This window comes from Paenibacillus sp. FSL R7-0312 (assembly GCF_038004445.1).
In the GTDB taxonomy this organism is placed as follows: Bacteria; Bacillota; Bacilli; order Paenibacillales; family Paenibacillaceae; genus Paenibacillus_AQ.
In genome coordinates this window covers 4,753,154-4,774,607 of the sequence record NZ_JBBORE010000001.1, presented here as the reverse complement: position 1 = coordinate 4,774,607, position 21,454 = coordinate 4,753,154, and the positions used below count along the sequence as shown (strand labels likewise).

Genomic DNA, 21,454 nt, shown 5'->3' with positions numbered 1-21,454 from the left:
GGAAAGCGGGACTATTTATATGAAGGAAAATAAATCATTACAACGGAATATCGGGATGCCACAGGCTATTGCCCTGTACATAGGAGCCGTCCTCGGCTCAGGTGTGTTAATCGTACCCGGACTGGCAGCGGAGATGGCTGGACCGGCTTCTCTGCTGGCTTGGGGATTCATGACCCTGCTGATTCTCCCGCTTGCGCTGTCCATGGGTCTGCTCTCGGCCAAATTCCCTAATGCCGGCGGAGTATCCCACTTTGTCACCCTGGCCTTCGGCCCTAAGGCAGGTGCACTGGTTGGCTGGTTCTTCCTCATGTCCGTGCCGATTGGCGGTCCTGTCGCTGCACTGACCGGAGCGGGGTATATGACAGCCGCCATGGGCTGGGGCGATCCGGCCAGAATTGCCATCGCTGCAGGAATGCTGGCCATTGGCCTGATTGTCAACTGGATCGGGATGAAAGTGGCCGGGAAAGTACAAATCGCCGTGGTTATCGCGATTGTTGCCGTGCTGGTCTTCTCTTTTGCTGCGGCTCTGCCAAGAATGGAGAGCGTCCACTTCACACCGTTTGTTCCGCATGGCTGGATGAGTGTCGGGCAGGCGGCAGCGATTCTCTTCTGGTGCTTCATCGGCTGGGAGGCCGTTTCGCATCTGTCTGAAGAATTCAAGGACCCGCAGCGCGCTGCCGTCAAGGGTGTGACCATTGCTGCGGTCATTGTCGGAGTCCTCTATTTCCTCTCGGCACTTGCTACAGTCGGTACGCAGAGCTATCTGCGGGGAGGAGCCGACTCATCTCTGGTCTGGATCATCAGCCAGCCGCTTGGAGCCTGGGGCGGATTCATTGCCGGACTCACCGGATTATTCATCTGTACGGCGACGATTATTGCCTATTCAAGCGCTGCATCGCGTGTAGCTTATGCCTTGTCACGGCAGGGATATGCCCCGAAATGGATGGGCCGCTTATCGGACCGTTATCAGACACCCGTCGGAGCGATCGGCTTCCTGACCCTCTGCTTCGCAGCAGTGTTATCGCTCTACGGTAGCGGCCTGCTCTCGATTACGACACTGATTAAATTCCCCAATGCCACCTTCATCCTCACCTATATTGGCGGTTGTGCTGCAGGAATCCGCCTCTTGCGGGGCAGCCGGGCAGGCGTGATGATCAGCTGGATTTCTTTTGCCGCAACGGTAGCCGTGTTTCCGTTCACAGGCTGGGCGATCGTGTATCCGCTGCTGATCACACTGTTGTTTGTTCTGGTGGATTATTTAAGACAGGCACGTAAACGTGAAGGGAATAATCCTGTAGCTACGGATGCAGAAGAGATTTCCCGGCACGCATTATAAGAACGCTTAAAAGAAACAGGCCGCACTCCTCCTTAATTGGACGATGCAGCCTGTTTTTTCTATATGAGCGGCGGAGTTTCCAGCCCCTGACGAGGGTCTTCCGTTCGCTTTACGTTTCAGAAAAGTGTCAGATGGTTATGGATGAAGGAGAGCCTGACTTAAACCAGATCTAAGAAGGAGACTATAAACCATGCCTGAAGACAACAAAATTGTTCTTGAGCCCGCAGCCCAGAAATTCGCTGATGACAACTCCGAGCCTCCCTTTCTGCCCGACCTTGGGCCTGGGAAAGGCCGCGAAACTGTAAATACAGTCCAATCCAGTGAAATATTCAAGCCCGAAGCCGATATTCAGGATCTGACGGTATCCGGCGGCCCTGGTGGTGAGGTGAAGGTACGCATTGTCCGTCCTATCGGCTCTGCTTCTAACTCTCTTCCGGTCATACTCTATATTCATGGAGCCGGCTGGGTATTCGGCAACAGCCATACGCATGACCGCTTAATCCGCGAGCTGGCCGTTGGTGCCGAAGCTGCCGTCGTTTTCCCGGAGTACAGCCTCTCTCCCGAAGCCAAATATCCTACAGCCATTGAAGAAATCTACGCTGTACTGGAATGGATCGCCCAAGAAGGCTCCACATACGGATTAGATGCGTCCAAGCTTAGTGTTGCCGGAGACAGTGTAGGCGGCAATATGACTGCGGCCATCACACTGATGGCCAAGGAACGCAGCGGCCCGGCAATCTCCAAGCAGCTGCTGTTCTATCCGGTAACCGATGCTGCCTTCGATACAGAATCGTATCACCTGTTCGCCGAAGGATATTTCCTGCAGCGCACCGGCATGAAATGGTTCTGGGATCAATATACCACTGATCCGGAGGAGCGGGCACAGATTACCGCTTCCCCGCTGCGGGCCAGCCTGGAGCAGCTTAGCGGTCTGCCGGAAGCCTTAATCATCACTGGCGAAGCAGATGTGCTGCGGGATGAGGGCGAAGCCTACGCTGCCAAACTCCGCGAAGCTGGAGTACCAGTTACGGCAGTCCGGTTCCAGGGCATCATCCACGACTTCGTGATGCTTAACGCCCTGGCAGAGACCCATGCCAACAAAGGGGCCCTGCTGCTGGCAACGGCCTGGCTCAAGCAATAAAGATTACGTTAAAATACGAAATCACATAATAATGAAAACAGCGGCAGCCATGGATGATATACATCCAGAACTGCCGCTGTTTTATTGAATTAGACTGGTTCCCAGTGGTCAAATGATGGAGATAAATGCGCTACTTCCGCTGGGAATAGAACTCTGCCGCTTTGACCAGCATGTCCTTCAGTGAGCTGAAGGAGGTAGTTTTCGTGACATGCTCGTTCAGCTGATCCTGCGGCAGCGCCTTCAGCTCCTCTGCTGATCCGGCAGAGAACCCTCCACTCTGCAACAGCTCGGTCAGTGACTCGAACGGAGTGAACTGTTGCAGAAAAGAACCCGACAGCAGTTGATCCAGCGGCAGCTTCTCCAGGAGCTGATCGACAGGCAGCTGGTCTAGCGGAAGCTTTTGCAGCAGCTCACCGACTCCGCCCTCTTTGAATGTCTCAACTAATCCTTGTATTTTATCGCCAAAGCCTCCGAAATTGAATCCCATAAAGGCAACCTCCTGATAACTGTAGTTGCTCCTTATTACCCTAAATACCGCTCAGTGAATTACCAAGTTAACATAATACATATTATGTTACATTATAGCTATGATTATAGTTATCGTTGTGGCTGTACCTTTGGTTACAATATTGTCTTCCTTATTTTAGCAACCTATCCTTCCACCCGGCGTCTTACTATTTAGAATAAGACCACATCAAGGAGATGACTCAGATGCCGCCAATGAAACCCCTTTTCACCAGCTTACTCGCCCTTTCCCTGCTCTCATCCCTCACCGCTATCTCTTCAGCAGACCTTTTGCCGGGTACAGCATACGCTGCTTCCTCGAACAATACAGTCACTGCGATTTCCAAAGATAAGCTGTTGCCTCTGAAGTGGCAGGTAGCCACGGATGGCATGGGCATGTATGACGTCAAGCCGCCTGTTATGAACGGAATTCTCTACTACTCAGACAGCAACAATACACTTTATGCCAAAAATATAGCCTCCGGCAAAATTAAGTGGTCCTATAAACAGGGGGCGCATCCGCAAATCGTCACGAATAACTCCGTAATCTTCATCGACAATCAGGAACAGCTCGTCAAAGTATCCGCTGCAACCGGAAAGCTGATCTGGAAGGTTAAGGTGTCGGAGCGGCCAATAGAGATTGGGGCACAGGCCCGCCTGATTAACGGAAAGGTCTATTTTGCCAATGAGTACGGCGTTGTCGCGGCCTATAACCCGGTTACAGGAAAGAAACTATGGGATAATATGGATATTCCTATGTATGCGGGGACCATTAATGGAGAATATTCAGGTATGTTTGTCGTTTCCAGCACGGTCGATAACATCCGCACCCAATTCTACGGTCTTGATCCGGATACCGGAAAGCGGCTGTGGAGAATTGAGGGGTTATACAGTTATGTGACTTATCAGAATGGACAAATAATACTCCGTGAGCAGGCAAAGACTGCAGCGGGGAATACGGCAACGGCCGTGCCGGGTTACCAGCTGACTCTCGTACAGCTGAATCCCGCTACAGGCAAGATTTCCGGCCGTGAAAATTATAATCCGCTGGACGACATCTCCAGATTGGGGAGTGCCGCTACCTCCATCCAGAACTCTTATGTTTATACAGCAGACGGCAATCTCGACCAGGATGGATATACTCTTACGCGCTTTAAGCGTGGAGCGGATACCTATACGGCCCCCACAAGCTATGCTAGCTTCGGCAACTGGTTGGCCGGTCCGGTAGACGGAATGGCCTTCTTCCAGCATGAGACAGTGGTTAGTGGAATTAACCTTGCGAGCGACAGCGTTGTTCCATTCGATCAGCCGGCAGACAAGATTGAGCACCTGCGGCGCGTTGGCAAGGCTGTATTCGCCATTTACAAGAATGGCTATATCTCGATCAACCATTCCGATACCGGCGCACTGCTGGGGATGATCAACAGCGGCGCAAAGTATCCATACTTCGGCAATATAACCATCGATCATGGAACCGCGCTGATTCCTACTGAACACCATATTTTAGCCGTTGCCCTGCCAAAAGAATATCAGTAATTTACGCGAAGTTTAAACGTTCGTACGCAGAAACTCCCCTATCCTCCGGGCGGCTTCCAGAAGCCGCTCTTCATCCTCCACCAGTGCAATCCGCACAAACCCTTCGCCCTGGCTCCCAAAAGCACTTCCGGGAATCACCGCTACCCCGGTCTTCAGCAGCAGCTCCTGCGCAAGCCGCCGCGAACGCTCCGTTTGACCGGCACAAAATTCCGCGGGCAGCCTCGCCCAGATAAACATCGTTGCTTCCGGCAATGGCACCATCCATCCTTCACATGCCATGGCTTCCACAAAAACATTCCTGCGGCGTTCATACAGCGCAGCCACTCCCTGCACCGGTCCGGAAGTCATCGCCTGCTCCAGCGCTACGACTGCCGCTTCCTGGATGGGATCGAAGACACCGTAATCCACATTGCTCTTCAGCTCCCGCAGCGCTCCGACGGCCTCAGCATTGCCCGTCATGAAGCCGATGCGGCAGCCGGCCATATTGAAGCTTTTGGAAAAGGAATGAAATTCAACGGCAGTATCCAGCGCTCCAGGAACCTGAAGTATACTAATGGGCCGGTAGCCGTCGAAGCCCATCTCCGAATAGGCCAGGTCATGAATGATCAGCACATCCCATTTAAGAGCAAGCTCCACTAACCGCTCCATATAAGCCAGATCTACCGTGACAGATATCGGATTGCCGGGAAAGCTGAGTAATATAAATACCGCTTCACACCATACTTCATCAGGGATGCTCTCGAGGTCGGGTCGGAAGGCATTCTCCTCCAATAGAGGTAGCGGCCACGCTCTAACCCCCGCTATAGCTAATGACCCTGAATAGATCGGATAGCCGGGGTCCGGCACAATCGCCAGATCCCCAGGATTGCAGACCGCGAGTGCGAGATGCGCCAGTCCGTCCTGCGAACCCATCAGGGATACGATTTCTTCATCCGGATCAACTTCAGCGTTGAAACGCCACTTCATCCATTTGGCCGCCTGCTTGCGGAACGCATCGCTTCCTTTGGAAGCCGGATAAGAATAACTGTCCTCCCGCAGCACCGCTTCGCTTAAGGCATGACGGATTTCAGGCAGAGGCGCCCGGTCCGGACTGCCAATTCCGAGATCAATGACCTCCAGTCCAGACTTTCGTGCTTCCGCCTTCCAGATGGCCACCTCTGCAAAAATCGACGACCCCAGATGAGACAGCTTGTCCGATCTCCATTTATGTTTCGGGCTGCTATGTACCAATACAATACCTCCTGCATTTGTTTTCCAATTATTATAGCATGCGTTCAGAGTGCAGAAACCATGAAAGCCTAAGCAAATTTCGCGAATGGGATTATATTACATTAATATATTATTATTCTACCAATTTGACTCTATTTGAGCTGATCACTAGTGCCTGAATTCATATAAAAATCTCTCAGAACTGAAACAGCGTATAATTTATGTTATACGCTGTTTTTTCGGGGCATATTTCGGCCATTTTAGCCCCTTTTTCAACGCCACCCTTTCCCTTCAAATGATTTCAGCTCCGGCAGAACCGTAAGTTCCCTCCGGGCATAAGATAGGGTATACATTACAAAGGTGGGACGTATCATGGCCAAAAACAAGCGCGGCAAAGCACTCTGGCGCACGCCTTCCAGAGCAAGAGGCACCTGTCCGATTTGCGGGAGCACCCGTATTAAGCTATTGTATTTCGGAAAAGGTCCTGCGGGCGAGAAGCTCACCGTCTGCAAGAAATGTGACGGCAAGCAACAGGCAGCGGTCTGAGCTAATCCCAGCTTCGCCTGCACAAAGAAACGGCTTGCTTGTCCCCTAGGGGAAGCAGCCGTTTCTACAGTTAAACCCTTTCTCCAGTTCCAGCTTAAGCTAAGACTCATTGCAGATCATACTGCGGCACCCAGTTCTGAATGCCGTTATCCTCGAGTATGCCGAGTGTCACATCGGAAATATGCGGATCTGCAAGCAACTTGTCCCTTACCTTGAACTTAATGTCGTCGGCATCGGCAAGCGTCAATCCCCGTTTCAGCTCGATACGCCCTTCGACGTGGTAATAACGCCCATTCACGGCATCGGCAATCGAATGCATCATTGTGGCAAACATTGAACCGCTACCCGTAAGTGCAAAAGCGATTCCCTTGACGATGGCAATACCTGTATTGCCGATGGCAGCCGAGCCTGAGGATTTATTGCTCTTCTTGATTAAGCTTCTTATGCTTTCGTTTGTCTGCTCCATTATCCGGCAGCCTTCTTAAGCTCATATACCGAAAGCCGGCAGCCTCCTTAAGCGCAGCTGATTTCGTACGGCTCCCGCCGTGGTCTATGTATCTATATACCCCATGCGGTAATTTTCTATCAGCTGCGGTGAGTTGAGGTCTAATTACTGGAATCCCGATTTAACCCATAGCTTCGAAATATCCAGAAATCCGAAAGAGCCGGTCTGAAGTCCGAACAGGTTTTGGCTAAGCTGCGCTTTTTTGTTCATATGACAGCCATAGAGCACCCAGCAGTTGTCGCGCAATTGGTCTTCCGCCAGATCCAGCAGCTCCGCCCGCTCTTCAGCAGGCAGTCGGGAGAAATGCTCCAGAACCCGCTGCAGCGCCAGTTTCTGACGATCCAGCAGCAGATCATGCAGATAGTTCGACTCATTGCGGAAATAATTGATCATCCCCCACTGCCAGTCATCCTCCAGCACCTCTTCGGCAATCAGCAAGTCGGCATAGCCCATGATATCTGCGAGATCGTATTCGGTCAAAGGATGCAGCTGGAGCTTAAGTCCGATCCTCCCGCCGCGTTCCTGCAGCCATAAAGCCTCCTCCTGATCCTCCTTCCGGCTCCGGTAGGCAATCGTCAGCACTTCCCCCCCGTAGCCGCCAGCCTGAAGCAGCGCTCTTGCTTCCTCAAGCGATGGCTCTCTGAACTCCTGCTGATTACTCTTCCAGGGCAAAAAGCTGTCCGCCGGCATAATCCGGTTGCCCCCGAGCTCCCGGATCATAGCCGGCTGATTGTACAATATCCGTAACGCTTCCCGTACAGCCTGCTGATGATGAAGGCCTTCTCTTCTAAAATTAAACAGGATGTAGCGGCAGCCCAAGGCCGGGTAATCAATGCTATGACCCTGCTCTTCCCCGGCAGGAGGCGGGTTGTGCCCGGCATCCGTAAGCTGATACTGGCGGACACTCGATCCCAAATGCGGTAAATACCAGATTTCTACCCGGTCCAGCAGTGGGCGGATTCCGTAATAGAGGTCATATGCGCCTAGCACCAGTACATCCTCATTCAGATCCAGTACCTGATATGGCCCCGTCCCTACCGGATTAGCGGCGAAATCCACATCATAAGGCAGAATAGACATATAGATTGAACTGAACAGATGCAGAAAAAAGGTATTGGGCTGCACGAGGTCAAACCGGATACGATAATCACTTTCCAGCTCAACATGACAGATATCCTTAAAATGGCTGATCGCCGGACTATTCAGATCGGTCAGACGCTGCAAGGTCTCTTTGACATCTCGTGAAGTCATCCCCCGTCCGTGGTGAAACCTTACCCCCTTACGCAAGTAGAACAGGTAACTTGTACTGTCGGGATTGGCCTCCCAAGTATGCGCCAGCCCAGGCAGAAAACTGCCATTCTCTGCATCATACGTAATTAATGTACTGCAAATATGCCCCAGCAAATAGGTTTCAAAAGCTGTGTACACCATCGCCGGGTCCAGATTCTCCATCGGGCGGTTACGTGAAATCCGCAGCACCTCCTGCCCGGATGTGGAGTCCGGCTCACTCCAGAAGCCCATTTGTTTGTCGAGTACTGCCAGCAGGCGTTCCTTAAGCGGCTCGTTAACCTGATATTGGCCAATTAACTCGATCGCCGGTTTAATCCGGCCTTTATGGACCATGTCCTGAAACTTCTCCTCCAGCACCTCGTCCACACTGCGCAGGAACGTCAGCTGCGAATAATTCCCTCTGCCTCTGCCGGGTATCCATGTGATCAATTGCTGTTCCTCAAGCTTCCGCAGAATAAACTTTACATTGCGCGGGGTGCAGCACAGGATGCCGGTTAGTTGCTCAATAGTGACCGGAATGGGCTGCTGTATACAAAAAGCCGGGTCTAAAGCCGCAGCCAAACAGAGATAATTCATGCTGCTATTGTCCATATATCCAGACTCCTTTAAAGGTGAAAAGTCACATGAAATTCTTACACTTTTATTTCATCCTTTTATCTATACAATTATACTTAATCCAGCATCAAGAAGCATTCACAAATTCAAACCACCCGATTAGGAGACACCTGATTCTATGAAACAGCATCTGCGGCACATTCATCCTCTGGCTTGGACCATTATCATCGGAACGATGTTTGGCCGGCTGGTCACCTCCATGAGTATCCCTTTTCTATCGATTTACCTGACGCAGGTCCTGGGCGCTACTGCCACCCAAACAGGATTTACGGTAGCCGTCAGCTCTCTGGCGGGTGTTCTGATCAGCTTCTATGGCGGTTACATCTCTGACGTGATCGGCCGCAAAATCGTTATGCTGGTCTCTGTGTTCGGCTGGGCCTGCGTATTCTTCGGCTTCTCAGCCGCGCAGCATTTATGGGTCTTTTTCCTCGTCAATACGCTAAATGGGCTATGCCGTGCAGTATTCGAACCGACCTCGCGGGCTTTACTCTCGGATATTACACCTCCGGATCACAAGCTGCTGGTCTTCAATCTCCGGTATGCAGCGGTGAATCTGGGTGTAGTCTTCGGGCCGATCATTGGCCTGCAGCTGGGCTCAGCCAAATCTACATTCCCGTTCATGATCGCCGGGATCGTCTATATCGCCTATGGACTTGTACTGTTCCTGCAATTCTCTGTACACCGTGCCAGCCTGCCAGTTCATGGCGAAGCCCGGACACCTAAGCTGCTAGAAGCGTTGTCTACCACCGGAAGGGATAAGGTCTTCCTGCCCGTTCTGCTCGGTACGATCTTCTGCGTGCTGGGATATGGGCACTTTAGTTCAACACTGGCGCAATATCTGGCGAACAACCCCCATTTCAGTAATGGCAGACAGCTCTTCTCCTACATGCTCTCTCTGAATGCGATAACGGTGCTGATTGTACAGTATCCGATCGTCCGCACAGCCAGCAAATTCCCACCGGTCATTCCTCTGATCCTGGGTAATAGCTGCGTTGCTCTCAGTCTGCTGCTGTTTGGCATGCCTGGCGGAGTCGCGCTGATTATGTTCAGTGTCGTGCTGTTCACAGTCGGGGAAGTCCTGCTCTTTACGATGATGGATATGCTGATTGACCGGATTGCCCGTCCGGAGTGGAAAGGTACTTATTTCGGAACGATCGGCTTCAATAATCTAGGCAATGTGATAGCACCTATTCTGGGAGGCCTGCTGCTCGATCAATTCGGTACGGCGAATGGTCCGGCCGTATTCGTGCCGCTCGCTTTGACAACCGCGCTGGGTCTTCCTTTCCTGATTACGGCGCACAAAAGACTCCGGAGCAGAGAGCTTGCCGAAGCTGCAAATAAGGCTAACATAAGTGCCTAAGACATCAATAATCCCCAGACTCGGCTGAGAAGCTTAGGTCTGGGGATTATTTTGCCTACCTTGCTCTATAACAATAACACGCTGCCATAAATTCACTCTCGAGCTATTGCTTAACAACCTCTTATCGTTGATTAGTTAACATATTATTAATTATGTTAACAATTTTCAATAATATCAATCTTAACAATACATTTTTTTCCATATACTCACCTGACTGCTAATGTACTCCCGAAGCTCTGCCGGTTCCCTAATTTCAGCTTGGGCGAGCAAAAGCAGCACCTTCTCACACGCAGTCTCATAGTCGTACATATTCGCAGTGATGATCTGGAATTCACCCTCTGATTCCGTGTTCATAACTTCTAACCTCTTACTGATCCCCTGATTATGCACAGGCGTGCGGATGACTACGGGGTAGATTTCCCGTGCTTTGCTGGCATTAATGAAGGCAAGCTCTCCTTCCTTCCAGTATTCCTGCAGGGAGAATTGCTCAGGGATAGTAAAGGTCTCTTCCATTAACGACACCGCTGCAAACCGCTCGCATTTAAACGTACGAATAGCCTCTGCCCCCTCGCAAAAAGCGGCCAGATACCAATCGCCCTGCTTGACAACAAGTCCATAGGGATGCAGCTTCCGGCAGGAGAGCTCTCCATTCACTTTGCGGTACTTCGTCTCAATCCGTCTGCCTCGCCACACCGCAGTGCGCAGCGTCTCCAGATATGGCACTGCCGCCCGATCACTCCACCACGGTGTATCATCGAACAGAAAACGGCTCTGCGCGGTACGGATATCCTCCTGATAAGGAGCGGGCAGATTTGCTTCCAGCTTCAGCAGAGCATTTTGGAGCAGAAGGCCGGTCTCGCCCGAACCGCCTGCAGGCATCCCCATCCCTGTCAAAAACAGCTGAACCACCTCTTCGCCATGCAGCCGCCGCAGATTCACCGTATAGCCCTCCATCAATGAAATTCCGCCGTTGGGCCCGGTTGTTGTAACGAGAGGTATGCCCGATTCAGCCAGGACATCAATATCTCTGTATATGGAGCGGACAGAAGTTTCGAGGGCCTCTGCCAGAGCAGCTGCCTTCATCCTGCCCCTGGATTCAACCAATAAAAGAATTGCAATCAATCGGTGCAGCCGCATCCTATCCCTCCAGTTTCTACATTTCAATGACGCATCGTTTCACAACTCTATTCTTGCCACTCTGTTGTCAACAATAGGACGTTATGATGAATGTATCAAATCTAAGGAGCTGCTGTAAATGAATATTGGCATATTGGGAACAGGTTTTGGAGCCTATCATGCATCGATCTTGAAGCAACTGGAGTCTACAGACCGTGTGGTCATCTTTGGACGTAATGAGGCCAAGCTACTGAAGCTGAAGGAAGAGCTTGGGGTAGAGATCACGTTGTCTATAGAAGATATAATGTCTGATCCCGGGTTGGATGTAATAGATATCTGTCTGCCTTCTGCGCTTCATAAGACTTATGCTGTGGAGGCGCTGAGACGCGGGAAGCATGTATTTTGCGAAACGCCGGTTGCCCTGGAGCCGGAAGATGCACGGGAGATGCTCTTGGCTGAGCAGCAATACGGCCGGAGAATTCTAGTCAATCAATTCATCAAATTCGATTATGCTTATGAGTACTTATATAAGGCAGTTCAGGATCTTACATATGGAAAATTGCTGCAAGTCACCTTGCGCCGGGAAACGGCACCGCTATGGGGGGACCTGGGCCTCTCCAAGATCGCAGCTAATCTGATGATTCATGATCTGGATTTCATTGAATGGCTGCTGGATTCACCTGCACCTTCTGCGGTCTGGGGTGCCTCTGGAGCTACAGACGGTCAAGCATTGGTGCATGCTTCCTTCCTTCAACCTGGGGTGAGCGCACAGCTGATTGTCTCTTCGCAGATGCCGGAGTCTTATCCTTTTACCGTCGGTTATGAAGCTTATTTCGATCAGGCGAAGCTGGTGTTCCACGAGATCGGTTATGCGAACGGGGATATAGAGGCCAGCTTAACCGCATATACGTCTATAGGCAAAGAGAGTATTCCGTTGACCCCTAACAATCCATATGAAAAAAGCTTACGCCATGCACTCCAATGTCTGCAGGACGGTACGGACTCCATCCTTTCTCTGCAGCATGCGCAGAAGTCCCTGGAAATGGCGTCCAAATTGACGGAAGTACTCCGTTAATTATTCGCGATAAATACTGTTGATTTCTGTAGCTAGTTGTGGTATTTCCATCCTTTTTCCGTCTGTTAATTGATAGATACATATTGAATTTGCAGACGAGTGTGGTAGCTAAGTGGAGTATTTGGCGAGGGCTTTCTATTATGAATTTTTCATATGTTGAAATAGTATAACACATGGGTGACGATCTGTTATTTTAGAGATACATACAGAATGTTAGTTAACATAATTATATTTATGTTACCCTAAGTGCAATATCTTCCCAAAATCAATGCAGCGGCAGCTCTTTGCACAGGATCAATCTCCTTAGCTGCCGCTCTTTTACAGAAACTGTACCATTCCAGCCCCACCGTTGGCTTCCAGTTAATCTAACTCACTGTCATTGCCCGCGCGAATCCTTCGAGCTTATTCATCGATAATCCTGCTCCAGCTTCATTCCCTTTCCCCTTGACCATCCGCAGAACCCATTTGTCCAGTGCTGAAATTTTCTCCGGATAAATCTCATCGCCCAGGATTTCCTTGGCAAGTGCCTTCTTGTATAAAACCTCAGGATAGGCTTGCTGAAGCTCCTGCTCCGCTTTCTCCCCCGTCACACCTGCACAGATGAATAACCCGAGCCGCTTACCCGACAGCTCCTGCAAGTTTTTGGAAGTGAATGCCGCCATTTCTTTACGGATTTTACCGTAGTAGATGGAGCCGCCCAGAATCACCGTGTCATAGGCAGCCAGCGCCGGCACTTTGGCATATTTTAGATTCACAGCCTCAGCCTCTCCAAGCCTCGATTTCAACAGAAATGCCGCTTTCTCGGTACATCCATACTTGCCTGCATATAAAATCAGTGTTCTATTACTCATATTATCCGCCGCCCCTTATCTATGGTGAATAGGTTATAAGACTATCCCGGTTCCTGTACATTGCTCAATATAAGGTATAAACAAACAATAGCACCTACATTAAACGCAGGGAACGCTACCAGCTCTACTGTAGATACACTTACTCCCGCCCTCAGCATCCCAATGATCATGGCTGTAATCGAGGTTAGCAGGGCTGCGGCTTTTACTATGACTACAGAAGCAAGCAAATAACCATAAGGCCGTCTGCGAATGAGCAGTACCCCGGTAATTGAAGATAGCGGAATAACAATGGCTAAATCGAGTGCCTGAATCACCAATGTGCTGTAATGCTCCAATCCTTCAGGTGCTGTCCCTTGGCGATAAGAATCCGCGAGCCTGCCCAGCCATAACAACATGATCATTGTTGAGGTGAAAAGCAGGAATAACCCTATGCTTTGTGCCGGTAAACTTGGTCTAAAAAATCGTTCTACCTTCTCCTTCTCTAATGACAGCAGAGTCAGAATACATGCAAATAAGCTGGATGAGAACAATATTACATAGATTAGAAACAGGTTATTGTACATAGACAGGAAGCTGTAAGACGCATAAGTATACGTAAAATATCCCAAGGCTCCAGCTAGCAGCAGCCGCCCTCTGACCCGCCCTCTGAAGCTCATAACCAGTGAAACGAGCAGCAAGGGAACCCCCAGTATCAGTGTAACTCCATCCTGGGCTTTGGCCTGGGCGACGACGGAAATTGAATCGTATTTATAGATCCCGCTACCATATAATTCGACCTTCTCCCCCCGGATTGAGGTAAAGGATTCAGAACCCGGCCCGTGACCTGACAGCAATCCGTACCCCGACGCGACAATCGCAAGGATAATAATTAAACCTGTTAAAATGCCAACTGATCGTCTATACCCCATCGCCTTCTACCCCTTATCCGAATAGTCGTAAAAACTTATTCCCGACTCCCTGCAATAAGCAGCATTGCCTCGACATGCCGGGTAATCAGCGCTTCCTTCTGCTCCTCGGGCAGATTCTTCTCGACGCTCAGCCTCATGATCAGTCCAAATGCCGCACTCCAAATCACTTGGGCAGTAAGTTCAATTTCCTCCTCTTTGCGGGCGGCCATCCCTTTGAATTGACGTAGAGCCCTGCAGAGCATGCTGATTGCATTACGCTCCAGTGCAGCCCCTTTATGCAGTACTGCAGTATGGTTAAGTACAGCAGGCGAATCATTTAGCATCATATTCCGGTACTGCGATCCTTCCGCGATGGTCATCCGGATAAACTGTGACAGCGACTGGCTTAAGTTATCCTCAGCTGATACTTCACTCTGCGCAGTGTCTGATCCGGCTGCTAGTCCGCCCATCAACTCCCTGTACCCCTGCTGAAGAAGCTGCTCCACTATATCCTCTTTTCCTTGAAAATAGTGATAAATGATCCCGGCGGAATACTCCATCCGTTCAGCGATCTTTCGGATAGACAGCTGCCCAATCCCCTTCTCGGCCACTAATTCACCAGCCGTTGTCAGAATCAAATTACGCATCGCTTTCCGTTCCTGCTCTTGTCTCTCTTCTTTACTCATGATTGTAAGACTCCTTTAACAAGGCGTTATTAAATTTAACACTGCAATGTTTTTTAACACTGTTCAATACAGATTATATGCACCGGGATACCTTAAATGATGTGATTATTTTTACATTTTGAGAAATTCCCCAATTACACGAGCAGAAAAAGCCTGGGACAGCCCCCAGAGGGCATCCCAAGCTTTTTTTTAAGTTCTCTTTTAAGTTCTCCTTTAAGTTCTCTTTTCACTTCAACCCCGCTTTTGCAGATCAAACTCAGATTTTAGTTAACATAATCATTATTATGTTAACTAACCGTTGCCGTCTTGCGTTTTTTCTCCCGGAAGATCCATTTAAACAACGGCGGAACCGCAAAAAAGATGAAAAACGTCCGGAATAACTGATAGCCCGCCACCGTTGGCAAATCCGCCCCTACCTCATGCGCGATCAGACTCATCTGATCCATCCCTCCGGGAGCAAGACTGAGAAGCGCAGTTGCTGATGATACCGGATCCAGGTAAGCGAACAGCAGACTCAGGCCATACGCCCCTGCTATCAGCACTGCCCCGCTGCTTACAGCCAGCGATAGTGTCAGCAGTTTATTGTTCAGCTTACGCGGATCGAGCAGCAGTCCGACATATACGCCAATCATCAGCTGCGCGGCATTGATCAGAATATCCGGAAGTGCGGGCCCCTGAAGACCGCTGATCTGCAGAATAGCTGTAATAATAGCCGGACCGAGGAGATACGCGGTGGGAAATTTAATCTTTTGGCCTACAATTCCGCATACCGTACAAGCGACGCCAAAATAAAAGATATTCGGGAATAGCTCTCCCCAACCGGCCGCAGATTCAACCAGAAGAGTTGTATTCTCTCCCCCGCCAGCGTAGCAGGCAAACAGCGGACTGTAGATCAGCAGCGGCACACAGATAATAATCATCATCAGCCGGACCACCTGAATGACGGTTACAACCGTAAGATTGATATCCTCAGACTCTTCGGCTAGCACTAGCATCTGGGTTAAGCCGCCAGGGATGCTTCCAAGCAGAATAGTCTTGTAGTTGGTCCCCGACACCTTAGATACAATGACCGCAATTCCGGCGCAGAACAGCAGCAGAAGCGTAGTCATAAGCAGCATGGAGGGCAACTGATAAGCTATTTGATTCAGTGCAGAACCGGTCAACGAGAGACCAATCGTATAGCCGACGATAATCATCCCGGTATTCCGTATTTGTCCGGGCCAGATATATACTTGCTTACGCAGATTGGAACCGGTCAGCACAGCGATCATAGGGCCGAGCAGCCAAGGCAGCGGGAGATGCAGCAGCACAAAGATCCCCCCGCCAGCCAACGCCGTAATTAGGGTAAATAGGACATATAGGGACTTACGCCGAGTCACAGATAGGGTTGACATTGATAATCCTCTTTTCCAGCCCATTCAGCTTGGTTCATATTGGAGAGTATATACACCACGTTGTCTGGCAAGAGTCTCGCTGGTAACGACCAGTTCTTCTACTACGTTAACAGGCTGCCCTGCAGCCTGCAAGAACTTATCTGCTTTGGCAAAAAACAACCGGCCAAGCAACCCCAGCGCTTTGGTGCTGTAATGCATAGGTATGGCAACCGCCGGCTGCAATTGCTTCATTACGGCTGCCGCACCCGTACCATCAAGCGTTGCTTTTCCGCCGACAGGGATCATAAGTACATCAACCCTGCCAATCTGCTCCAACTGCTGGACATTCAAAGCATGGCCGAGATCACCGGCGTGGCAAATCCGGAGTCCGTCTACCGTGAACACGAAGATGATATTATTGCCCCTTTTTGCCCCTTCCACATTATCGTGATACGTGGCTACCCCTTGAATCTCCACTCCCCGTACACTGAAATGCCCGGGCTGGTTAATCAGTTCATAGGGACCTTCAGCCACTTGAATCTGACTGTGGTCCTTATGATCATGGGTAATGGCTACAATATCCGCCTTAACTTTAGGCATCCGGTAACCAAGGAATTTCCCGTAGGGATCAATCAGAATTACCGTCCCCTGCTGTGATATGAGCTGAAATGCGGAGTGTCCAAACCAGTGAATTTTCATTATTTTCTCTCCTCCAAAATAAAATGATCAGGCTGTTAAATGTGCATTTATCAGCACACTTTATCACAAAAAAAACCAGCTGTTGAAACTGGCTTCCCGGACCTCTCACGTCACTCCACTAAGTCAGCAATCGTATAAGATTTCAGCACATGCTCCACTTGATAACGGATATCCGTCATAATCTGATCGAACGACAGGCGGACCTTCTGTCCAAACAAATGATTGCCGGTAGTATCCAGCATACCGTCCAGCATAGGCACATCATCATGCATGGACAAATATACTTCTGCCAGAGTAATCTCTCCGGGTGGTTTAGCCAGTGTATAACCGCCACCCCGCCCTTGGCGTACTTCGATATAACCGGCTTCTGTAAGCCGGGACAGAATTTTACGCAGTGCAGTCGGCTCGCAGCGGATCTGTTCTGCAATCTCCACACTCGAGTACTGTCCTGCTGTTGAAGCCAGCACGACTAACGCCTGCAATCCATAACCAAATCGTTTGATCTCTGCCATAGGAAGTATTGACTCCTCTTTGCGGTTTTAATGTGCAAATTATAGCACACTTATTATCTGCGTACAATCTTCTTCTTACATCTAATCAATGTTGGCAATCTTCCACTCGCCCTGTTTGTTCTTGAGCAGGGAGATCTCATTCCCTCCGCCAATAATGTAGCCCTCTGAGTTCATCCGCGTATACCTGACCCAGAAGCCGGCCCGCTTGGTTCCTTCAATCGGGATGCCTGTCAGTGTTAATTCATAGAACCGGTAGACATTCTTATTATCCAGGAAAAACTGCAGAGCTTCATTCAGCTGCGGGGAGAACATAGTAGCCGCGAACTTCTCCTTGTCCCCTGCCGACCAGGCTTCAAGACAGTCCATTGTTTCCTGCAGCGCTTGCTTATTCCCGGGATCACTTCCAACATCTGGCGCTGTTAAGAACACACCTGGAGTGAGGGGCGGTTGTTTCTCCATATATTCTACATCTCTAAGCATAGCAATGAACACGGGAAGCAGCGCTGCGCGTTGTTCAGCCTGTAGATGAAGTTCTGCTCTGTAAGTCTGCTCCTTGGCTGTAAATTCGAATGCTTCAGCCGTCTGGTCTCCTTCTACCTTGCTTCCGAGGTATTCCTTGTATTTCAGCAGCTCACGATCATTGCCTGGCTCAAATTCTCCATCACCAGCTGCCGCATCCCCTGCAACAGGTTTCATCAAAGTAATATAATTCTGTTTATCCGGTGTGCCCCAGGCAGATCTTCTATCCTGTTCAAACCGCACCATCGTTTCGGGCATGAACAGCCCCAATGGTAGGGTCTGATCTGCGGAAAACGCAGCTTGGACAATCTCACCCTTAATTTCATATCCTCTGCCGCTTTCATTATAATCCGGTACTGCCGGAATCAGAGCCACTGACTTGACCCCAGGGGGTTCAGTCTTGATTACTGCTGGCGTAGCAGGGGCTGGGGAAGGAGTAACGGATACTGCGGCTGTTGCAGCTGTCGTTGCGGACGGCTGTGCCATCCCCCCGGCACCGGACGAATGAATCTCTGCCCCGTTGCCGCAGCCTGAGCTGAACGCTAATACAATTGTAATGCAGCCCGCTCCGAATACACTCTTACGCATGGACATTTGTGATCACCTCAGTTACCAGACGCTGGAAGCTCCTTAAAGTTGCGTGCCATTCTGGGAATTGTATGTGATGAACCGGTGAATTCATGTTCAGGCATTCCACATTTATTTATTAATTCGATTAGTATTTAATGTGCTGAAGTATTGACTGGGATTGCCTTGCCGGGAGTTGAACCTCTCCTGGAACTCCCCTCCTGTATACGAACCGATCACCCGGTGCCAGAAGTTACGCGCAGGTGTATTCGCACGGATCTGCGAGACCTTCCAATCGCCGGGGAACATATCGAACAGCCGGTGTGCAGCCCAGGTTCCTACGCCGCTGCGGCGGTATTTCTGCATCACAAAAAACTCCGTCATATAGAACTGTCCCTCCGGATCACGCAGTAGCCGGTCTACAAGCGCAAAGCCGGCAATATTGCCGTCTACCGTGAATAAGTAGGCAAACTTGTTTAGACCGCTGTTCCAGTAGGCCTCCAGCCCGGGATAGGACGGAAACAATCCGTCACGGTCCACCTGCAGCTCCAGGTACCGCGTAAAATCATACAAATAGAACTGCATTAATCTGCTTATAATCTGCTTCTGCTCTTTAGGAACCAGCTCGATTCCAAGTTCCATCAGGTTCACCTCTGCCGTTTTCGTTTACTTCACATCATATAACTTTGTCACATCAGGAGCAAGGGCACTACCTCTCCCGGATACAGATTCAAGCCATAAAATGCTAAAACATGTTAAGATAGAATGACAGCCCTATCGGGCTTCCGGCAAACTAAAAAGAAGGTGATTCCTATCAGTATTCAAAAAACCACCGACCGGAAAAACCTCGACCAGCGTCTGCCGCAGATGCCCTGGTTCGTGCAGCAGTTCATCGATTATAAGCGTCCGGATCTGTCCCCCTCCACGCTGTTAGAGTATATCCGGGATTATGAATCCTTTTTCGGCTGGCTGCGCGGTGAAGGTCTATCCGCAGCTGCGAAGAATACTGAAATTACGCTGCTCGATCTGGAGACCCTGCATATGGACAGCATTGTCGGTTACCGCCTGCATCTGACAACCCGGGCTGAGAGTGCGAATACACGCGTTACCGTGTCCCGTAAGCTGTCTGCACTTCGCTCCCTCTTCCACTACTTAAGCCAGATTGCGGAGGATGAGAACTTTTATCCGCTGCTTAAGCGTAATATTATGGCCAAGGTGGAGATCAAACGGATTCACAAACCGAAGGATACGGCTGCCAAGCTAAAGGGCAAAATTCTGGAGGATGAGGAGCTGCTGGAATTCGTAGGCTATATCTATGAGGGTTATGGCAAAGATGTAGAAGCCAACAAGCAGGCTTATTATTCTTTTCAGCTGAATCGTGAGCGGGATGCCTGTATTGCCAGTCTGATTCTGAACTCCGGCCTGCGCGTATCCGAGGTGGTCAATCTTAATGTGGATGATCTGGATGTGAACAACAAGCTGCTCTATGTCTTCCGCAAGGGTCATAATGACGAAACCTTCAAGACTCCAGTCTATTTCCGCGAGCAGGCCAAGGACGATCTCAGCTTGTACCTCAGCCTCCGCCAGTCCAGATACAAGACTCCGAAACGGGAAAAGGCGCTCTTCATCACCCTGCCAAATGGCAGCACTGAGGGCAAACGGATGACCAAGCGGGCGATTCAAGAGATGATTATCAAATACGCCAAGCGGTTCGGCAAACCTTATCTGACTGTACACAAGCTGCGGCACTCCTTCGCAACCGACTATTATCTGCAAAATGATATCTACAGAACGAAGGAACAGCTCGGACATGCTTCAACTGAAACCACCGAAATCTATGCCCATCTCACGGACAAAACGATGTCAGAAGCTATTGAACGCCGTCTGGAGAGTGAATCCTCCCAATAGTCTGACATTTGCGAAAGGCTACGGGCCGAGTCTCATTATTGATGTGGAGGTATTATTCCTTTGATAGAAAATTATTTGAATTGGACTGAAACTCAGGACACTGGACTGCTTGAACTGCATTCTGACTGCCTGAACTGCTTTGGCCTGTGCTGCGCGGCGCTTCCTTTTGCCGCTTCCTCCGACTTCGCAATAGATAAGAATGCCGGACAGCCCTGCCCCAATCTGCGGGAGGACTTCCGCTGCGGAATTCACACGGAACTGCGGGAGAAAGGCTTCCGTGGCTGCACAGTGTATGACTGCTTCGGAGCCGGGCAGAAGGTCTCCAATCTGACCTATGGAAGCCGTGACTGGCGGCAGGCCCCTGAAACCGCCGGGCAGATGTTCGAGGTCTTCCTGGTGATGCGCCAGCTTCACGAGCTGCTGTGGTATCTGCGTGAAGCGTTGGCATTCCAAGGCGCTGATATTCTGCATGATTCTCTCATGCTGATGATGGAGCAGACCCTGAATCTGACCATACTAAGTCCTGCGGAACTCCTGAAGCTCGATGTGCACGTTCATCGTGCTGAAGTCAATGAACTGCTGCTGCGTGCCAGCGAATTGGCACGCAATACCGCGCGGACGCAGCTGGAACCAGCTCCCAAGCGGCAGAAAAACTACGGCCGCGGGGCTGATCTGATCGGCGCCAAGCTGCGTAAGGCCGATCTCCGCTGTGTCAGCTTACGCGGCGCTTATCTGATCGCCGCTGACCTCAGCGGTGCGGATCTGCGGCATGCTGACCTGATCGGCGCTGATCTCCGCGACACGAATCTGAGCGGCGCCGATCTGCGGGATAGCCTCTTCCTTACCCAAGCGCAGCTGCAGGCTGCTAAGGGAGATTCGGCTACCAAGCTGCCGGGATCGCTTACGCATCCTGAGCACTGGTCAGCGGACAAAGGGTGAGACTAAGTTAGGCTGCTCTGCTGTTTTATATAGCAACAGGTGGCTAGTTACTGGCTTATTTGTGTGTTGATTGTGGTTATCAGACTGTCTGTTCCATATCTTCGGATACAAGCACATTTGTACACCTGATTCTCCTTTTTTCAGCCGCATGCGAATGATCATGGGTATCCATATGCCTGATTCGGGCTCTACTCAACAAAGCAGCGGGTTGAAGCGTACTTCTGCTTCTGAGCTTAGATTATCAAGAAACCCGGATCGTAGTTGATCCGGGTTTCTTTTT

General features: G+C 50.4%; 21 protein-coding genes. 8 read left to right on the top strand and 13 right to left on the bottom strand.

Annotated elements, in window-relative coordinates; all coding sequences use genetic code 11:
* Positions 1-19 precede the first annotated feature (19 nt).
* The gene (locus MKX70_RS20975; RefSeq protein ID WP_042236781.1) at positions 20-1,336 is read left to right on the top strand and encodes an APC family permease; all 1,317 of its coding nucleotides are present in this window, start codon (positions 20-22) and stop codon (positions 1,334-1,336) included.
* A gap of 190 nt (positions 1,337-1,526) precedes the next feature.
* Positions 1,527-2,477: an alpha/beta hydrolase gene (locus tag MKX70_RS20970; RefSeq protein WP_042236784.1), complete on the top strand. Its 951-nt coding sequence runs from the start codon at positions 1,527-1,529 to the stop codon at positions 2,475-2,477.
* A gap of 130 nt (positions 2,478-2,607) precedes the next feature.
* On the opposite strand, the gene MKX70_RS20965 is transcribed toward MKX70_RS20970, so the two are convergent.
* On the bottom strand, positions 2,608-2,964 hold the full coding sequence (locus MKX70_RS20965; protein ID WP_052416472.1) for a hypothetical protein: 357 nt from the start codon (positions 2,962-2,964) through the stop codon (positions 2,608-2,610).
* A gap of 224 nt (positions 2,965-3,188) precedes the next feature.
* Here MKX70_RS20965 and MKX70_RS20960 point away from each other — a divergent pair, with 224 nt between their 5' ends.
* Positions 3,189-4,517, top strand: coding sequence for an outer membrane protein assembly factor BamB family protein (locus MKX70_RS20960; RefSeq protein ID WP_042236786.1), 1,329 nt, complete (start codon positions 3,189-3,191; stop codon positions 4,515-4,517).
* Between the two features lie 12 nt (positions 4,518-4,529).
* On the opposite strand, the gene MKX70_RS20955 is transcribed toward MKX70_RS20960, so the two are convergent.
* Complete coding sequence (locus MKX70_RS20955) at positions 4,530-5,747, bottom strand: aminotransferase class I/II-fold pyridoxal phosphate-dependent enzyme (RefSeq protein ID WP_042236788.1); 1,218 nt, start codon at positions 5,745-5,747, stop codon at positions 4,530-4,532.
* A 351-nt stretch (positions 5,748-6,098) separates the two neighbouring features.
* Between MKX70_RS20955 and MKX70_RS20950 the strand changes: the two genes are divergently transcribed.
* Positions 6,099-6,272, top strand: a complete 174-nt coding sequence (locus tag MKX70_RS20950) for a hypothetical protein (RefSeq protein ID WP_179093450.1) — start codon at positions 6,099-6,101, stop codon at positions 6,270-6,272.
* Between the two features lie 106 nt (positions 6,273-6,378).
* Here the strand turns inward: MKX70_RS20950 and MKX70_RS20945 are convergent, their stop codons facing one another.
* Positions 6,379-6,738 carry a hypothetical protein gene (locus MKX70_RS20945; RefSeq protein WP_340840648.1) on the bottom strand — a complete coding sequence of 120 codons (360 nt, stop codon included), beginning with the start codon at positions 6,736-6,738 and terminating at the stop codon, positions 6,379-6,381.
* 144 nt (positions 6,739-6,882) lie between these two features.
* A complete protein-coding gene (locus tag MKX70_RS20940; RefSeq protein WP_340840647.1) occupies positions 6,883-8,658 on the bottom strand; it encodes an ABC transporter substrate-binding protein in 1,776 nt (591 codons plus the stop codon).
* A gap of 142 nt (positions 8,659-8,800) precedes the next feature.
* Here MKX70_RS20940 and MKX70_RS20935 point away from each other — a divergent pair, with 142 nt between their 5' ends.
* Positions 8,801-10,042: an MDR family MFS transporter gene (locus MKX70_RS20935; protein WP_340840646.1), complete on the top strand. Its 1,242-nt coding sequence runs from the start codon at positions 8,801-8,803 to the stop codon at positions 10,040-10,042.
* Positions 10,043-10,222: 180 nt separating this feature from the next.
* Here the strand turns inward: MKX70_RS20935 and MKX70_RS20930 are convergent, their stop codons facing one another.
* Positions 10,223-11,179 (bottom strand): helix-turn-helix transcriptional regulator, encoded by a 957-nt coding sequence (locus MKX70_RS20930; RefSeq protein WP_340840645.1) that lies wholly within the window; start codon positions 11,177-11,179, stop codon positions 10,223-10,225.
* A gap of 118 nt (positions 11,180-11,297) precedes the next feature.
* Between MKX70_RS20930 and MKX70_RS20925 the strand changes: the two genes are divergently transcribed.
* On the top strand, positions 11,298-12,233 hold the full coding sequence (locus tag MKX70_RS20925; RefSeq protein WP_042236797.1) for a Gfo/Idh/MocA family protein: 936 nt from the start codon (positions 11,298-11,300) through the stop codon (positions 12,231-12,233).
* Between the two features lie 365 nt (positions 12,234-12,598).
* Here MKX70_RS20925 and MKX70_RS20920 read toward each other — a convergent pair whose 3' ends face one another.
* The 8 genes from MKX70_RS20920 to MKX70_RS20885 all read right to left on the bottom strand — a co-directional run bounded on the left by MKX70_RS20920 (position 12,599) and on the right by MKX70_RS20885 (position 18,969).
* On the bottom strand, positions 12,599-13,084 hold the full coding sequence (locus tag MKX70_RS20920) for a flavodoxin domain-containing protein (RefSeq protein WP_042236799.1): 486 nt from the start codon (positions 13,082-13,084) through the stop codon (positions 12,599-12,601).
* Positions 13,085-13,125: 41 nt separating this feature from the next.
* The gene (locus tag MKX70_RS20915; protein WP_081956560.1) at positions 13,126-13,992 is read right to left on the bottom strand and encodes a hypothetical protein; all 867 of its coding nucleotides are present in this window, start codon (positions 13,990-13,992) and stop codon (positions 13,126-13,128) included.
* A 35-nt stretch (positions 13,993-14,027) separates the two neighbouring features.
* Positions 14,028-14,657: a TetR/AcrR family transcriptional regulator gene (locus MKX70_RS20910; RefSeq protein WP_042236801.1), complete on the bottom strand. Its 630-nt coding sequence runs from the start codon at positions 14,655-14,657 to the stop codon at positions 14,028-14,030.
* Between the two features lie 287 nt (positions 14,658-14,944).
* Positions 14,945-16,051, bottom strand: coding sequence for an AbrB family transcriptional regulator (locus MKX70_RS20905; protein WP_340840644.1), 1,107 nt, complete (start codon positions 16,049-16,051; stop codon positions 14,945-14,947).
* A 24-nt stretch (positions 16,052-16,075) separates the two neighbouring features.
* Positions 16,076-16,729 carry an MBL fold metallo-hydrolase gene (locus tag MKX70_RS20900; protein ID WP_042236805.1) on the bottom strand — a complete coding sequence of 218 codons (654 nt, stop codon included), beginning with the start codon at positions 16,727-16,729 and terminating at the stop codon, positions 16,076-16,078.
* A 110-nt stretch (positions 16,730-16,839) separates the two neighbouring features.
* Positions 16,840-17,241, bottom strand: coding sequence for an RrF2 family transcriptional regulator (locus tag MKX70_RS20895; protein ID WP_042236806.1), 402 nt, complete (start codon positions 17,239-17,241; stop codon positions 16,840-16,842).
* Positions 17,242-17,322: 81 nt separating this feature from the next.
* Positions 17,323-18,354 (bottom strand): hypothetical protein, encoded by a 1,032-nt coding sequence (locus tag MKX70_RS20890; RefSeq protein ID WP_340840643.1) that lies wholly within the window; start codon positions 18,352-18,354, stop codon positions 17,323-17,325.
* A gap of 105 nt (positions 18,355-18,459) precedes the next feature.
* Positions 18,460-18,969 carry a GNAT family N-acetyltransferase gene (locus MKX70_RS20885; RefSeq protein ID WP_042236810.1) on the bottom strand — a complete coding sequence of 170 codons (510 nt, stop codon included), beginning with the start codon at positions 18,967-18,969 and terminating at the stop codon, positions 18,460-18,462.
* A 171-nt stretch (positions 18,970-19,140) separates the two neighbouring features.
* Here MKX70_RS20885 and xerS point away from each other — a divergent pair, with 171 nt between their 5' ends.
* Together xerS and MKX70_RS20875 are read left to right on the top strand one after the other, a co-directional pair.
* Positions 19,141-20,235 carry a tyrosine recombinase XerS gene (gene xerS / locus MKX70_RS20880; protein WP_042242666.1) on the top strand — a complete coding sequence of 365 codons (1,095 nt, stop codon included), beginning with the start codon at positions 19,141-19,143 and terminating at the stop codon, positions 20,233-20,235.
* Positions 20,236-20,295: 60 nt separating this feature from the next.
* Complete coding sequence (locus MKX70_RS20875; RefSeq protein WP_231637671.1) at positions 20,296-21,174, top strand: pentapeptide repeat-containing protein; 879 nt, start codon at positions 20,296-20,298, stop codon at positions 21,172-21,174.
* Positions 21,175-21,454 lie beyond the last annotated feature (280 nt).

Coding starts and splice junctions, on each gene's coding strand:
- MKX70_RS20925 (WP_042236797.1), top strand. CDS start 11,298: ATGAATATTGGCATATTGGGAACAGGTTTTGGAGCCTATCATGCATCG.
- MKX70_RS20905 (WP_340840644.1), bottom strand. CDS start 16,051: ATGTCAACCCTATCTGTGACTCGGCGTAAGTCCCTATATGTCCTATTT.
- MKX70_RS20920 (WP_042236799.1), bottom strand. CDS start 13,084: ATGAGTAATAGAACACTGATTTTATATGCAGGCAAGTATGGATGTACC.
- MKX70_RS20950 (WP_179093450.1), top strand. CDS start 6,099: ATGGCCAAAAACAAGCGCGGCAAAGCACTCTGGCGCACGCCTTCCAGA.
- MKX70_RS20915 (WP_081956560.1), bottom strand. CDS start 13,992: ATGGGGTATAGACGATCAGTTGGCATTTTAACAGGTTTAATTATTATC.
- MKX70_RS20965 (WP_052416472.1), bottom strand. CDS start 2,964: ATGGGATTCAATTTCGGAGGCTTTGGCGATAAAATACAAGGATTAGTT.
- MKX70_RS20910 (WP_042236801.1), bottom strand. CDS start 14,657: ATGAGTAAAGAAGAGAGACAAGAGCAGGAACGGAAAGCGATGCGTAAT.
- MKX70_RS20970 (WP_042236784.1), top strand. CDS start 1,527: ATGCCTGAAGACAACAAAATTGTTCTTGAGCCCGCAGCCCAGAAATTC.
- MKX70_RS20940 (WP_340840647.1), bottom strand. CDS start 8,658: ATGGACAATAGCAGCATGAATTATCTCTGTTTGGCTGCGGCTTTAGAC.
- MKX70_RS20960 (WP_042236786.1), top strand. CDS start 3,189: ATGCCGCCAATGAAACCCCTTTTCACCAGCTTACTCGCCCTTTCCCTG.
- MKX70_RS20945 (WP_340840648.1), bottom strand. CDS start 6,738: ATGGAGCAGACAAACGAAAGCATAAGAAGCTTAATCAAGAAGAGCAAT.
- MKX70_RS20900 (WP_042236805.1), bottom strand. CDS start 16,729: ATGAAAATTCACTGGTTTGGACACTCCGCATTTCAGCTCATATCACAG.
- MKX70_RS20890 (WP_340840643.1), bottom strand. CDS start 18,354: ATGTCCATGCGTAAGAGTGTATTCGGAGCGGGCTGCATTACAATTGTA.
- MKX70_RS20930 (WP_340840645.1), bottom strand. CDS start 11,179: ATGCGGCTGCACCGATTGATTGCAATTCTTTTATTGGTTGAATCCAGG.
- MKX70_RS20935 (WP_340840646.1), top strand. CDS start 8,801: ATGAAACAGCATCTGCGGCACATTCATCCTCTGGCTTGGACCATTATC.
- MKX70_RS20885 (WP_042236810.1), bottom strand. CDS start 18,969: ATGGAACTTGGAATCGAGCTGGTTCCTAAAGAGCAGAAGCAGATTATA.
- MKX70_RS20895 (WP_042236806.1), bottom strand. CDS start 17,241: ATGGCAGAGATCAAACGATTTGGTTATGGATTGCAGGCGTTAGTCGTG.
- MKX70_RS20975 (WP_042236781.1), top strand. CDS start 20: ATGAAGGAAAATAAATCATTACAACGGAATATCGGGATGCCACAGGCT.